Here is a 13,821-nt window from a genome sequence, read left to right on the forward strand (position 1 = left end):
GCGGTTTGCGTGCGTGCTCAGTCGCCCCGGTAGCCCAGCTCGGCCAGTCGGCCCGGATGGCTGCGCCAGTTGGGTACCACCTTGACGAACAGTTCGAGGTACACCGGACCGTCGAACACCTTCTGCATCTGCAGCCGTGCTCCCTGGCCGATGGCCTTGAGCATCTGGCCCCCCTTGCCGATCAGGATCCCCTTCTGGCTGCTGCGCTCCACCAGCACGGTGGCGAGCACGGCCGTGCGTTCCTTGCCTTTGACGTTGCCCTCGTCCTCCACGATCCGCTCGATCCGCACCGCCACTGAATGGGGCACCTCCTCCCGGGTGAGGGTCAGCACCTGCTCCCGGATCAGCTCCGCCAGCAGCAGCTGCTCCGGCTGGTCACTGACCGTGTCGGCCGGGTACAGCAGAGGCCCTGGAGGCAGGTCGGCGGCCAGGGCTTCCACCAGGGCCTGGCAGCCGTCACCGTTGAGGGCGCTGCAGGGGTGCAGTGGCCAGGACACCGGGCGATCGTCTGCCGCCGCGAGCATCTCCCGGTAGGTGGCCGCCAGATCTTCGGCATCGGCCCCCACCCGGTCGCTCTTGTTGAGGGCCACATGCACCGGAACCCTGGAGTGGCGCAGCAGGTCGACGATGAAGCCGTCGCCACGTCCGGCTGGCTGGCTGGCATCCACCAGCAGCAGCACCACATCCACCTCGCCGATGGCCCCCCGGGCGCTCTGCACCAGACGTTCCCCCAGCAAGTGGTGGGGTTTGTGGATGCCCGGGGTGTCCAGCAGGATCAGCTGGGCGGCAGGGGTGGTCAGGATGGCGCGCAACCGGTTGCGCGTGGTCTGGGCCACGGGGGAGGTGATCGCCACCTTCTGGCCCACCAGCTGGTTGAGCAGGGTGGACTTGCCCACATTGGGTCGTCCGATCAGGGCCACGAAGCCGGAGCGGAAGGGAACCGCTTCGCTGCTGCCGTTGTCCGGCTGGTCTGGGATGGCAGTTGGGGTGCTCGGGTCCATAGCCTCAACACTGCCAGTCCATGGGCCCCGCCGCCCGCCTCTCGCCATGACAGATGCCGCCCGCCTGAACGAGACCGCGGGAACTGAGACCCCGCTGGCGCCGAGCTTTCCCCAGGCGATGGAGATCGCGACGCAGTGGATCGGCCTCTGGGAGGCCGGGGAACTCAGCGACGAGGTGCTGGCTGATCGGGTCGGGGAACTGGTGGCCAGCCGGGATGGGGCCCGCGGCTTCTTCGTGGTGAGCCTCACCGGCGAGGCCCCCTTGCTTGATCGTTTGCCGGAGGCCCTGGTGGCCGCCCTGCGCCAGGCCGGTGCGGGGGTGGTGGATCTCACCGCCCGCAATCTGGCCATGAGCACGGCCATGGTCCTGCACCACCAGCGCTCTGGTGATCAGGAGCACCAGGCCGGTTCGGAGCGGGTGCAGCGACGCAGCACAGAACTGCTGCGGCACCTGGAGCCCATGGCCGTGAAGCAACGCCTGGAGACCCTGCTGGCAGCCGCGACGGACGCGGCTGGAGCTGAGCAGGCCGTGGTGGAGGACCGGGCCTTCCTGGCGCGATGGGGGTATGACGCTGAACAGCTTCATTCGATCGCCGCGGCCATCGAGGCGGTGGCCGACTGAGGCTGAAGCCAACCCGGCCTCAGAACCTCAAGTACAGCAGCGTCATGGCCTGGAGGGCATCGAAGGTGACCCCGTCGGGCAGGAAGACGTAATTGACGTTGAAGCCCAGGGTGACGTTCTGGGTGACGTTGACATCGACGCCACCGGTGAGCATGGCGTTGGTCTGGCCGGTGGAATAGGTGTTGGTGGCGATACCCCCGCCGAGATAGGGGGAGATGACCGAACGGCGGAAGAGGTCGAGGGTGAGGGGAAGTTGGAAAGAGGTCTGGCCGTTGTAACGGCCAACCACATCCCTGTTGCCGAAGACGACGCTTGGTCGCAGGGAGACCGCGAGAGTTTCGTTGAGCTTGTATCCAACCCGACCGGTGAACACACCGCTGTTGGGAAGATCGCTGCCGAAATTGACACCGCCACCGATGCCGTAGATCCCGACATTCTCGATGGGTTTGCCCTGGCGTGGAACGATCGCCATTTCGGCTGGGTTGCGGTTGGCAGGCGCGGGCTGGTAATCGGGCGGCAGGCTGGCGGCTTCTGTCACGGGTTCCCAGCCTGCTGCTGCTGGTTCCGGTGCGACCGGTACCCACGGCGCCAGGCCTGCCGGCAGAGACTGGGCCCGAAGTGGTTGCAGACCCAGGCCCAGGCAGGTGAGGCCCATCAGGGCAAGACCGTGGTGGTGGAGACCCGGGCGCCTCACTGCGGAGCCACCATCGAACCGCCGGTGGCTGCTGGCGTTGGGGCTGCGGCGGGAGCTTCAGCAACTGGAGCCACGGTGGCAGCGGCGGGGACCGGTGGGGGGGCGATCGGGGCGCTCGCCACCGGGGAAGCCTTGGCAGGAGCGGGGGTGGCCCGGACTTCAGCCGGGATCGGCTGCAGGTTCACCACCGTGGGGGTGACCGTTCCTGGGGCCTGGGCCGGCTGGCGGCTCGACCATTCCTTGATGTCCTCGATCACCGCGGGATCATCGGGCTGGCTGAGCACATCCACGGTGCCATCGGCCTGAACGGCCAGCGGCACCTGGGTGGGCTTGCTGACACGGGTGGAAGGCACGTAGATCACCCGACCCTGCTGAAGTTTGGCGGTCTTGGTGGGGGTTGGAGCCGGCAGGGTGCGGATGGCCTGACGCATCGGCTCCCTCAGGCTCTGGGGCAGGGGGGCCATGGGATCTCCGCTGCTGGCCCAGCGGGCTCGCTCGGCCCTGGCCACCGGTGGCATGGCAGGGGCACCCAGGTCCTGGATGGTGAGTACGCCGCCGAGGAGCTCGGAATTTGAGAAATTGCGCTGCAGGAGGGTCTTGGCGCTTCCCAGGCCGGAGGTGCCGAGGGAAGGACCCTCGATGGTGAAGCTGGCCGTGGTGACGGGTGACTTGGCGGTGCGGGCAGGGCTGGTGGTCCTGATGGCAACCGCAGGGCGCCGACCGGGATCGGGCCTGGCCCGTGATGAATTGGAGGGCCCGCTCAGGTCAAGACTGCGTGACAGCGGGGTGTCCAGAAGCGAGCCGATCTTCTCGGAAGCAGAACTCAGCACATGGCCTGTTGTGACACCGAGATCGTCAAGGGGCGACGGGGAGGTCGGTTCGGTGGTGTTGGTGGGTGCCTCAGGCAGCGAAGCGATCGCCTCATCCGGAGCCTTGGGGTCGGCGGGCTGGGGGATGGCCATGTCCTTGACGTTGGCCTGCCAGCGGTCGTGGGCATCGATGGCGAGCAGGGGTAGCCAGATGGACTGACTCAACAAGGCCCAAGCGATGGCTTTGGGGCTGATGGTGGGTTCGCGGTACATGGCTGTCAGGTGAAGTGGCTTTCGGAGGAGGCGCGAGCGGATGGGCGAGCGTCAGCGGAAATTGTTGTTGTTGTTGCCGTTAAATGTATCTCGGAAGAAATAATAGGAGCTGGCGGCCTGACTGAGGGGAACGATGACCTGATTGATGACGTCGAGGGCTTCGGCGTAGAAGGTGCGGTTCACGATGATCGTATCCCGGTCCCTCAGGGGTGGATTCAGACCCTTGGAGACACCGAGCCCATCTCTGTAACTGAAGACTTCACGGGTGGTGGTCCCGTTGCGGTTGAGTCTGACGAGCTGGATGTCGTTCTTGTTGGCTCGCCAGTTCTGTGCGCCACCAGCACGGAAAATGGCTTCAGCCAAAGGGGTGTTGGCGGGCACGCTGATGGTGCCAGGGCTCCTCACTTCACCAATCACCGAAACGGTGATGGTGGCAGGGGCCAGGTTCGTAGCACCGATTTGAAGAACTTCCTCGGGAATCAGATCTTCAGTGCGGGCGATGACAATGGTGTCACCGTCGAAAAGGATGGGGTTCTGGCGCTGGTTGCCCACCTGGAACACTTGGGCCAGATCGAGGACGGTCTGCTTCTGGCTGCCGTCTGGCCCGGCCAGGCGGCGGAGCAACACCTTTCGAATATCCGCGTTGAGGGTCACCCCACCGGCCGTCTGGATGGCGGAAACCGGGGTGGAATAGGAGGGCAAGGGATAAAGACCCGGGCGACCAACCTCACCGATGATGGTGACCTTGACGGGCCGGGGAGAGGTCAGGCTGAGGATGAGTTCAGGCCGTACCAGCTGCTTGGCATAAAGGGAGGTCAGCCAACGGGTGGCCTGACCGATGGTCAGACCTGTCAACTGGACCGATCCCAGCAGGGAAAGAGTGGAGGTTCCGTCAGGAAGGATGACGACCGGACCACCGATGGCGACGGCGGAAGGGTCGGTGAAGGTGAGTTGGAGACCGTCCCCTGGTCCAAGGACGTAAAGATCGTTGTAAACCTCCGTTACCGAGAGGGGAAGCGGAGCCGATGAGGCAGGACCTGAGGCTGGAACAGGGCTGACCGGGACAGCCCCACTCCAGGGGGCCTGCGGGTTGACTCCCTGGGGCACCGAGGCCAACAGGCCGGTTGGGGAGAAGATCAACCCGGTGAGACCCAGCACCCCCAAGGTGGAGAGCCGCCGTCGGCTCGTTCGGCGGCTCAGCCATTGACGGAAAGAGGACCGTTGAACGACGGCAAGCGTCTGGCCTCCGATGGGCCATTGGCGTACAGATGTTCTGGGAGGAGAAGCCACCAACGGACATTGATCGGATTACCACCATAGACGCCCACGTCAAGGGGGCATTCTTCGCCTGTTGCCATTATCATCGGTGTGACTTTCTCCGCAGTTCATAACGTGACAACGACGGGTGTTCCTCCTGAGACCTTTCCGGGTGGAACGCCGCGCCCGCTGTCTCTGCCGCCGTCGACGGGTCAGGGCCCTATCCAGAGCCTCCCCTACGACCCCACGCTCCAGAGTCCCCTGAATCCCACGGGCGACGGACAGTCAGGCTCTGGTGGCCTGGGAGGACTGGTGCGGACCGTCAAGCGCCGCCAATCCATTTTCCTGATCACCTTTGCCGCGGTGACGGGTGTATTGGCGATCAATACCCTGCGGCAACGCATTTTCGATCCCGTCTACCAGGGCGGGTTCCAGATGCAGATCAGTAATCCCTTCGACACCCCCTCCAGCGGCAGCGGCGGCGGTTCGGTCGAAAGCGTCGCCCGTAGTGAAATCGAGACGGACATCCCAAGCCTCATCGTCCTGATGCGCAGCCCGTTGCTGCTGGGGCCGGTTGCCCAGCGACAGGGCATACCTCTTGGGGCCCTCCAGGGCAGCTTGTCCATCAACCAAGAATCGGCAAGCGTCGCTAATGTTCTGAATGTCTCTTTGCGCTGGCCCGATCCAGCCAAAGGCAAAGTGATTCTCCGTCAGCTTGCGAAGGATTACACCGCCTTTTCCCTCACCCAGCGCCAAGCCGCTGTCAATTCAGGTGTCCGATTCCTGGATGAGCAGGCCCCGGCAATCGAGGCCCGGGTTCAGAAGCTCTCCCTGGAGATGCTCAAGTTCCGCGAGCGCAATAATTTCGTCGACCCTGCCACGGCCGCTGGCCAGATCCTCGGAGCCCGCGAAGGGCTTGTCAACCAGTTGCGCACCCTCCAGAACGAGCAGGTGCAGCTCGACAGCCAACTGAAATCGATTCAAACCGGCAAACTCCAGTTCACCCCCAGTGGAGCTCCCACGGCCCTTGAGCAACTGGGTCGTAACAGTGTTCTCGTGCCGGATCGGCCCTCCACTGGAGTAGATGCGGCGCGCGGCGCCGCCACTCCCCTTGATCTGCTCAACCAGTTCGAGCAGGAACTGGCCACCGCCAAAGGTACGTTCAAGGACAACTCCCCCATTGTTAAGTCCCTGTTGGCGAGACGCGACCAGCTGCTGCCAGTGGTCCAGCGCCAGGCTGCCGATGCCGTGAAGGCCAGGCTGCTTTCGAACGTGGCCCAGCAAGATGAACTCAACCGCCAGATCCTTCTTCTCAGCGAGAACTTCCGGAACAATCCGCAGAAGATGTCGGAGTTCGAGAACATCAACCAGCGTCTGGCCATTGCCAGGGAGCAGTACTCCTCCTACATCCAGGCCAGGGAGCGTTACCGGCTGGAGATGGCCCGTTCGATCACACCCTGGGAAGTGATTGGCCCCCCCGATTTCGGCGGCAGTCCAGTAGAGCCCGACATTCAGCGCAATCTCCTGAGGGCGATCATGATCGGCCTGCTGGCCGGGCTCGGTGCAGCCATTCTCAGGGAGAAGACGGACAACGTCTTCCATACCCCCATGGAGGTGGAAAAGGAGCTCCAGCTGCCCGTGTTGGGTCTGATTCCTTACCTTCCCCTGGAGCCTGGTGTCGACATCGCCACCAGCATCTCCAAGATGTCCTCCAGCGAGCGCTTTGCGATCAAGGAGTCCCTGCGCAGCCTGTTCACCACCTTCCGCCTGCTTCGCGCCGACAACAACATTCGCATGGTGGGGATCACGTCCTCTACCCAGGGAGAGGGAAAGTCCACGGCTGTGGCTGTCTTCGCCCGGACCCTTGCTGATCTTGGCTTGAAGGTGCTTGTGGTTGATTCCGACATGCGTCTCCCCATGCAGGCCAGATATCTGGGCGCCGAACAGGGTGAAGGCCTGTCCACACTGTTGTCCGATTCAGCTCGGACGCCCACGGAATTCATTCATTCCATCGTCGAAAACTTGGATGTTCTCCCGGCCGGTCCGAAGCCACCAGATCCTGCCAAGCTTTTGAACTCCAGCCGCTGTAAGGAGATCATGGAAGAGATTCGTGCCCTTCCTGGCTACGACATCATTGTTGTTGACGCCCCTCCCTGCCTGATGCAGGCTGATCCGATCCTGCTCGGAGAGAAGCTGGACGGCATCCTTTTCCTTGTGGGTCTGGGCAAGGTGAGTCGTGAGCTCGCGCCCCAGGCCAGCCGCCGGATCAAGGCCTCGGGGGTTGATGTTTTGGGCATCATCTGCAATCAGGTGAACTTCCCGAGTCGCCTCAACGATTATGGCTACGAATACGGCTATTACTACCACTATGCCTATGCATCGGCTTCTGGGTATGCCAAGAGTGCTGGCGACTCCTCCACAGGTGGTTTTGGCAGTTACGTCCAGCGCTATCGCGACAGCTACATGAAGGGTGCAACCACCAACGCCGCGATCAGCTCTCGCTACAACGATGGAGAGTCAGACGTCAAGACCTACTTCCGCGATGAGGATGGCCAAGCCTCCGAAACCACCGCGTCCAACGGCGGCAACCTCACTGGCATGACCCCCCGCAGCTCCTTGCCTTCCGCCGAAAGGGTCCCATCCCGTCGACATCGCCAAGCCAGCGAGTCTGGAGGCGGTCCCATCGACTGGCTGCGCAGGCGCTTTGGCAACAGGGGCTGAGCGTCAGGCTCAGTCTCCACGGATTGCCTTGGTTCCTGCCTTGTTCGACAGAATTCCCTCCAGCAACACCAAGTGGGAGTAGATGGGCATGGCCATCGGATGACAGCGTCTCACCCAGGCCAGGGCGGCCAGCATGTCGATGCCACGGAGCCGGGCCGTCAGTCCAACGGCCAGCAGCGGTGAGCGTTCAAAGCCCGCCATGCAGTGCAGGTAGACCGGAGCGGCGTCAGCCACCAGGGCTTCCGCCCTCTCCAGGGCCAGGGCAAGCCTCGCTTCCTGCATCGGCTCCTGTTCCCGGTGATCTGGCAGGGAGACCCTGTCACTGGACCATCCAGGCGGCAGGATCAGCCCGGTTTCCTCGTCTGGGTAACAACAGCTGAAGCGACTCCGAACACCGGCCAGCTCCAGTTGTTGCCAGTGTCTGTCTCCGCGCGGCATCGGACCAACCACAAGCCGATTGCTGAGCACCCAGCTGCAAGGTAACGAGCGGTCAAGGATCGGCTGCTCAAGCCGATCCGGCTCCCCCAGGCTCTGCAGAAACCGTCTCAGGGCTCCGACCACTAGCTGTTCACCTGAGCGTTGTTGCGTTGGGCCGTGTGCCTGGTCATCTCGCGATGCTGCTCGGAAGGATCTGGTGGGAGGCGCGTGGAGGCTATGGGGGCGATGACGGAATGGGGCGTCGGGCGAGGTGAAAGGGAAGCGGGTGGGCCGTGGTCCCTGGCTTAGCTCTGCCGGGATCGCAGCACTGGTTCGACCAGGTCGAGAATCTGCTTCCAGAGGCGTTCAGAGGGTGGCTCCCCTTTCGGCCCACGCAAACTGATCAGAGTGCAGGCATACGTGCGATTGGGCTGAAGCCCGATCACCCGCTCGAGAGAGGCGGCCTTGCCGCTGGCCAGACGGTCGGCAATCGCGGAGAGTTGTTCCCGTGTCACGCCAAAAGCATCGTTAAGGTCAGGGTCTGCCAGGAGGCAGGTCTGCAGAACCGGACGATCTTCGGCCAGGCCCATCGCTGTCGGCACCGGTGATTCGCTCAGACGGCGCTGAGTCAGCTTCAGGCTGGGCTGATCCATGCCCATGCTGCTCGCTTGAAAGTTGAACCGCTGGCGCACGGAGCCCTGCATCAAGGTGAGCTCGAAACCTCCACGCAGGGGCAGCCGCACGGGGACGGACGTCGCGAGTTCGAGGCTGCGCTTCGCAGGCCAGGGGTTGGCTGGCGAGCGCCGCTCCGATCGGGAGAGCAGCCCCGCCCCACCCAGTCGAGCCTCCAGCTGCTCAGCCGGGAGGGGGTCGGAGGCCGTTGAGGGCCAGCGTGGCATCACGATGGCCTGGGTGGCGAGCAGTGCCGCCACAGTGGCAAGTGTGCCGTACCACTTCACCAGGAGTGGAGGGGTGATCACGTTGCCTCTCCCTGCGATGGCGGCGAGGGGAGGGGTGGTAGTTCCCTCTCCAGCAACCGCATGTAGACCATGCCGAAGATCAGAACGGCGACTCCGGAGAAGACCAGAGATCCAGTGCTGTCATGGAAGAAATCAAACTACCAGCTTCCCTTGGAGTGACCATTGCCGGCAAAGATGGCCAGCAGAGCGATGCGTAAGGTGTTGCAGATCAGCCCGATCAGCGGAGCCGCCAGAAACATCAGGCAGCGACTACCCCAGGAGCGAATCGGAAAGGCCAACAGGAAGATCACTCCCACGCAGAGGATCTGGGCCATCAGATCGAGGCCGTTGCAGGGGCCAAGCACCTGCACGCCGCCACCAGGGAGCAGCACGCTGCGGGAATTCACGACCACGTCTAATCCCAGGATGCTGAGCCAGATGCCGGACAATCGGGCGGTGAGCAGGCTGAGGGGGGCTTCCGGCAGAATTCGCATCAACAGGGCGAAGCCCGGGAGCAGCATCAGGCAGAGCAGGGGATCGCGGAAGCGGCCAAGCCTGCCGGGCTTCTCGGCCATCAGCCCCAGGGCAAGGCCGCCGATCGGAGCAAGGGCGAACAACAGCCCGTCCCAGTGAACGATCACGGCCGATCGGGTCAGGACCCAGAGGAGTAGCAGAGTGCCGAGGATCAACCCCCAGGCGGCAGGCCTGGGATTGAGGTCTTCAAACTGATCCTCCATGCAGATCACTGCACCTCCCCATACCAGTACGGCGAACACCGTCGTGTGCTCGCTCTGGCTGCTTTGGAAGACGGCGGAGTTCTGGATCGCCACGGCTGCGGCAAGGGCAAGCCAGAGGTTGCGGGGGGTCGGTGGGGGAATGGCTGGAATGGCCGCCCGCCAAGACGATGGAAGCTTCATCAGAAGCCTGTTGGCAAGACGCACGACAATGTTGCTCATCGGGCCATCGCGTCAACGAGGGAGGCGGTCGGAAGCTCTTCAGATGGATCGTATTCCGGCACCAGTCGGCGCAGCAGTGCACCAGTTGTCACTTCGTCCCAGTTGGCGAGAGCCTCGTGCAGTTGCTGAATGAGTGGAAACAACTGTTCTGCTTCGCGATGTGGTTCGTTGGCCCGACGGATCAGCGGGTGCTGGGTGGGCTGGTCGTCGGCGCTGATCAAAAGTTCTTCGTAGAGCTTTTCCCCTGGTCGCAGACCCGTGTACTGAATGGCGATGTCTCCGTCGCTGTTGTGCTCGTCCCGTACCCGTAGGCCGGATAGTTCGATCATCTGCCTGGCCAGGTCGGCGATCCGGACCGGTTCACCCATGTCGAGCAGGAAAAGATCGCCTCCCATCGCCATGCCGGTGGACTGGAGCACAAGCTGCACGGCTTCCGGGATGGTCATGAAATAGCGGGTGATGGCCGGATGGGTGACGGTGACAGGTCCCCCCGTTGAGATCTGCTGGTGAAACAGGGGGATCACCGAGCCGGATGAGCCGAGCACATTGCCGAACCGAACCATGGACAGAATCGGTCCGCCCGCTTCGATCTCCGCGGCGGCGGCTTGGAGAAGCAGTTCGCAGATGCGCTTGCTGGCCCCCATGACATTGGTCGGGCGCACGGCCTTGTCGGTGGAGATCAGGGTGAGCCGGCTGACCCCTGTGGCGAGGGCGGCGGCGATGACGGCCTCGGTGGCGCCGATGTTGTTGGCGATTCCGGCGCAGAGATTGGCCTCCACGAGCGGTACGTGCTTGTAGGCAGCAGCGTGGAAAATCGTGTCCACAGCATGCCGGCGGCAGAGCAGGGTGAGGCGACTCGCATCACAGGCATCGCCCAGAACGGCTTGGAGTTCCACCCCGCACGGGTGGGATCTCAGCTCGCGCTCAATGGCGTAGAGGGCGAACTCATTGCGCTCAACCAGCAGCAGCCGGGAAGCGCCCAACGCCACAACCTGGCGGCAGAGTTCGCTGCCGATCGAGCCACCCGCTCCTGTCACCATCACCACCTTCCCTTGGACACCAGCCTTCAGCAGCACCGGGTCGGGATTGGAGGGCTCTCGTCCCAGCAGATCTTCAATCGCCACCGCCTGCAGGTCGGAAACGATCCTCTGGCCACTGGCCATCTGAGCCAATGAGGGAATCGACAGCACCTCGAGCCCCCTGTGGGTGAGCTGGTCAACAAGCAGCCGCTTGCGACGTCTGGAGATGGCCGGCATGGCAAGCAGGACCTTGGTAACGCCGTGACGCTCGATCAATCGGGGCAGCCTGACGGGCGTGTGGATTCCCATGTTCTGAAGCGTTCGGCCCTGGATCCCTTCGTCGTCGTCAAGGAATCCGATGATGCGGAAGCGGGGGTCGTTGCGCAGGGCCATCAGCAGAGCCATCCCGGAGGCCCCGGCCCCGTAAATCAGGGTGGCATCGCCCTGGATGTTGTCGGGATTGTGGTTGTCCCGTTGATCAAGGTGATGGATCAGGACGTCGCGCAGCACGATTCGGCTGGCGATGGCGCCCCCGGTGAACAGCAACCAGTAGAGAATCCAGAACGAGCGAGGTGGTTGGGCCCCCCCGATCAGGGTGCTGATCAGCAGCAGGATCAGCACCATCGAGCCTGAGCGGGGCACGAGTCCGTAGAGGGAATGGCTGCCGGCGTAGCGGGTGAGCCCCCGGTACCAACCGGAGACCACCAGAACGGGTAGGCCCGTGATCACGGCCAGGGGCAGAAGCAGGATGGTGGATGGCAGGAAACCACTGAGAGACGCGGCATCCGGTAAGCGCAGAATGAAGGCCCCGAGGTAAGCCGCAATGATCATCAGACCGTCAAAGACGACCAGAAGCAGCCTGCGGGCGAGCAGCTGCTTCTGGACATAGCGAAGAATGGTGAGCTGGGGAATCAAACGTTCAGATCGCTAAGAATCGATCGATCAGGTAAAGACTTGCTGAAAAGATACCAAGGCAAAGCCAGTACTAAAGGGTGGCGAGATGTGAAAGCTGCTGAAACAATGATGAAGGGTCGAGCCTGGATCCTTGGACAGTAGTAACGCCTCTGTCTTGTCGCCGCTAGGGCAGTGCATGACATCAGGAACAGATGCTAGCAATGAAAGCTGGGATCGAGATTTTCATCCAACATTGATGTGATCAAATGGATGTGATCAAGGAATGGAATGGATCGCCGGATGGATTTGAGCCCACTTGGCACTTTACTGCCATTTCAGGGTGAGAAGGGGACAGCGTGGTGCCGATCCAGCCAGAGGCCGACAGCGAGTGCCGCCAGCAGCAGGCCGAGCTCCAGGGCCAGGCCCTGGAGAAGGAGGGCCCCGCCCAGCAGGGCGGTGGCACCGATGTACAGGATGGCCACCCGGCTGTGGGGCCAGCCGGCTTGATGCAGGCGTTGGTAGAGATGCAGCCGATGGGCCTGGAAGATGGGCTGTCCTGCCTGCCAGCGGCGCAAAACGCAGAGGCAGGGGTCGCCCAGTAGGGGAAATCCCGCCAGTAGAAGGCCCAGGGCCATGGCCGGCGTTCCCTGCTGCAGCACGACGCCGGCGATCACCGCCCCGAGGAACGTGCTGCCCACGTCCCCCATGAACACCCTGGCCGGGCTCCAGTTCCAGACAAGGAAGCTCAACAGGGCCCCGAGCAGGGGGAGAAGGGCGTTGCCAGCCTCCGGCGCCATCGCCAGTACGGCAATGGTCAGCAGCACCGAGGCGCAGCCGGCGACGAGTCCATCGAGGCCATCACTGAAGTTGACGAAATTGATCACCGCCGTGACGGCGAACCAGGCCACGGGCAGCAGCCACCACGCCAGAGGAAGCGGGGTGATCGCCACCAGGGCCAGGGCCGTGGCGATCTGGATGCCGTAACGCCCTGCTGCCGGCAGATCAAGGCGGTCGTCCAGCAGACCCACGAGGGCCAGCGGCAGGCAGATCATCGGAATCCAGGCCGGCCAGCCTGCCCCGGCCAGGGGAGCCAGCCCACTGCCGACCAGGACAAAGGCCAGGCCCCCGCCCCGGGGGGTGGGCCGTTGGTGAGAGCTGCGGGCGTTGGGCTGATCCACCAGCCCACGCCTCAACAGAGGCAGCAGCAGGTGCAGGAGCAGCGCCCCCAGGCCCCCGCCCAGCATCAGAACAACCGCGTTGTGAAGGGCGGTCATGGTGCCAGCGGCAGCACGGGAAAGGGTTCAGGTGGTGCCCCCAGGATGCGATGGGCTGGGGTGAACCCGGCCAGGTCGGCGCCCATGCGGAGCACCGCCTCGAAGAATTTCGGCGAGAGCAGCAGCAGCGGTGCGGCCAGGATCTGAAAGAGGCGTGGCGGCAGGGCCAGCAGCCGGCAGCCTCGGGCCGGATCGCCCGGCTCGGTCGCGTCCTGAAGACGGCGCAACATGCTGGCGTAGGTCAGGGTGTCATCGCCTCCGAGGGGCAGATGCACCGGCTGGGCATGGTCGCCCCCCGACGAGGGCAGGAGGTGGGCCAGATGCAGCGCCACGGCGGCCAGCTGGCGGCAGTGGATGGGTTGCCGCAGGCCCCCCTCGCCGGGTAGGGGCAGCAGGGGCAGGCGGCGCAGCAGCTGGCGCAGCTTGCTCAGGTTGCGATCGCCCAGGGGGCCGGCCTGGCCATAGATGAGGGTGGGCGCCAGGATGCGGAGGGGCAGGCCGTGGGCCGCGCAGGTCAGCGTCAGCTGCTCCTCTGCCTGTCGCAGCCGTTGCACCAGACCTCGGTCGAAGCCATTGGCGGCGAACCGCTTGGTGATCACCGAGGAGGAGGAGCAGGCGATCACCCCCTGCAGGGAGGCGAAGCCGAGCGGGTCGGTGCTGGCATAACGGGCCACCCAGGGTGCGAACGACCAGATGGGGGCAAAGCTCACCAGCAACCCGGACGGGGCCATGCCCAGACCGTTGGCATGGTCGAGGTCGCAAGGCAGAAAGGGAGGTGGATCGCCACCCCAGGCGGGCGACTGCGGAGGACGTCGGCCAGCCACCACCAGCTGGGTCCCCCTGGCCAGCTCCATCAGGGCCTGCCCGCTGGGGGTCGTGGCTCCGAAGAGCGTGATTGGGGCGGGGGCCGGGAGGGCCAAGGGGG

12 protein-coding genes are annotated in these 13,821 nt (G+C 64.0%); 2 read left to right on the forward strand and 10 right to left on the reverse strand.

Annotated elements, in window-relative coordinates; genetic code table 11:
* Positions 1-17 precede the first annotated feature (17 nt).
* Complete coding sequence (era, locus tag KUG43_RS02795; RefSeq protein ID WP_286194325.1) at positions 18-1,001, reverse strand: GTPase Era; 984 nt, start codon at positions 999-1,001, stop codon at positions 18-20.
* A 46-nt stretch (positions 1,002-1,047) separates the two neighbouring features.
* On the opposite strand from era, the gene KUG43_RS02800 reads away from it, so the two are divergent.
* Positions 1,048-1,623: a sll1618 family protein gene (locus KUG43_RS02800; protein WP_216905797.1), complete on the forward strand. Its 576-nt coding sequence runs from the start codon at positions 1,048-1,050 to the stop codon at positions 1,621-1,623.
* Positions 1,624-1,642: 19 nt separating this feature from the next.
* Here KUG43_RS02800 and KUG43_RS02805 read toward each other — a convergent pair whose 3' ends face one another.
* The 3 genes from KUG43_RS02805 to KUG43_RS02815 all read right to left on the reverse strand — a co-directional run bounded on the left by KUG43_RS02805 (position 1,643) and on the right by KUG43_RS02815 (position 4,557).
* Complete coding sequence (locus KUG43_RS02805) at positions 1,643-2,161, reverse strand: outer membrane beta-barrel protein (protein WP_216905799.1); 519 nt, start codon at positions 2,159-2,161, stop codon at positions 1,643-1,645.
* Between the two features lie 152 nt (positions 2,162-2,313).
* Entirely contained in the window at positions 2,314-3,399 is a 1,086-nt protein-coding gene (locus KUG43_RS02810) for a hypothetical protein (RefSeq protein ID WP_216905801.1), read from the reverse strand.
* A gap of 51 nt (positions 3,400-3,450) precedes the next feature.
* A complete protein-coding gene (locus tag KUG43_RS02815; protein ID WP_353617914.1) occupies positions 3,451-4,557 on the reverse strand; it encodes an SLBB domain-containing protein in 1,107 nt (368 codons plus the stop codon).
* Between the two features lie 411 nt (positions 4,558-4,968).
* On the opposite strand from KUG43_RS02815, the gene KUG43_RS17215 reads away from it, so the two are divergent.
* Positions 4,969-7,377: a GumC family protein gene (locus tag KUG43_RS17215; RefSeq protein WP_216905804.1), complete on the forward strand. Its 2,409-nt coding sequence runs from the start codon at positions 4,969-4,971 to the stop codon at positions 7,375-7,377.
* Positions 7,378-7,386: 9 nt separating this feature from the next.
* Here KUG43_RS17215 and KUG43_RS02825 read toward each other — a convergent pair whose 3' ends face one another.
* From KUG43_RS02825 to KUG43_RS02850, 6 genes are all read right to left on the reverse strand, one after another.
* The gene (locus KUG43_RS02825; RefSeq protein WP_216905806.1) at positions 7,387-7,659 is read right to left on the reverse strand and encodes a protein-tyrosine phosphatase family protein; all 273 of its coding nucleotides are present in this window, start codon (positions 7,657-7,659) and stop codon (positions 7,387-7,389) included.
* 440 nt (positions 7,660-8,099) lie between these two features.
* Positions 8,100-8,537 (reverse strand): hypothetical protein, encoded by a 438-nt coding sequence (locus KUG43_RS02830; RefSeq protein WP_216905808.1) that lies wholly within the window; start codon positions 8,535-8,537, stop codon positions 8,100-8,102.
* 374 nt (positions 8,538-8,911) lie between these two features.
* Positions 8,912-9,709, reverse strand: coding sequence for an exosortase/archaeosortase family protein (locus tag KUG43_RS02835; RefSeq protein WP_216905810.1), 798 nt, complete (start codon positions 9,707-9,709; stop codon positions 8,912-8,914).
* On the reverse strand, positions 9,706-11,559 hold the full coding sequence (locus tag KUG43_RS02840; protein WP_286194349.1) for a polysaccharide biosynthesis protein: 1,854 nt from the start codon (positions 11,557-11,559) through the stop codon (positions 9,706-9,708). The genes KUG43_RS02835 and KUG43_RS02840 overlap by 4 nt, the downstream gene beginning before the upstream one ends.
* Positions 11,560-11,957: 398 nt before the next feature.
* On the reverse strand, positions 11,958-12,896 hold the full coding sequence (locus tag KUG43_RS02845; RefSeq protein WP_216905814.1) for an MraY family glycosyltransferase: 939 nt from the start codon (positions 12,894-12,896) through the stop codon (positions 11,958-11,960).
* The gene (locus KUG43_RS02850; protein ID WP_216905816.1) at positions 12,893-13,816 is read right to left on the reverse strand and encodes an SDR family oxidoreductase; all 924 of its coding nucleotides are present in this window, start codon (positions 13,814-13,816) and stop codon (positions 12,893-12,895) included. The genes KUG43_RS02845 and KUG43_RS02850 overlap by 4 nt, the downstream gene beginning before the upstream one ends.
* Positions 13,817-13,821 lie beyond the last annotated feature (5 nt).

The sequence above is a fragment of the Synechococcus sp. CCY 0621 genome, assembly GCF_019038465.1.
In the GTDB taxonomy this organism is placed as follows: Bacteria; Cyanobacteriota; Cyanobacteriia; order PCC-6307; family Cyanobiaceae; genus Cyanobium.

Coding starts and splice junctions, on each gene's coding strand:
- era (WP_286194325.1), bottom strand. CDS start 1,001: ATGGACCCGAGCACCCCAACTGCCATCCCAGACCAGCCGGACAACGGC.
- KUG43_RS02800 (WP_216905797.1), top strand. CDS start 1,048: ATGACAGATGCCGCCCGCCTGAACGAGACCGCGGGAACTGAGACCCCG.
- KUG43_RS02810 (WP_216905801.1), bottom strand. CDS start 3,399: ATGTACCGCGAACCCACCATCAGCCCCAAAGCCATCGCTTGGGCCTTG.
- KUG43_RS02825 (WP_216905806.1), bottom strand. CDS start 7,659: ATGCAGGAAGCGAGGCTTGCCCTGGCCCTGGAGAGGGCGGAAGCCCTG.
- KUG43_RS02835 (WP_216905810.1), bottom strand. CDS start 9,709: ATGAGCAACATTGTCGTGCGTCTTGCCAACAGGCTTCTGATGAAGCTT.
- KUG43_RS02840 (WP_286194349.1), bottom strand. CDS start 11,559: ATGATCATTGCGGCTTACCTCGGGGCCTTCATTCTGCGCTTACCGGAT.
- KUG43_RS02845 (WP_216905814.1), bottom strand. CDS start 12,896: ATGACCGCCCTTCACAACGCGGTTGTTCTGATGCTGGGCGGGGGCCTG.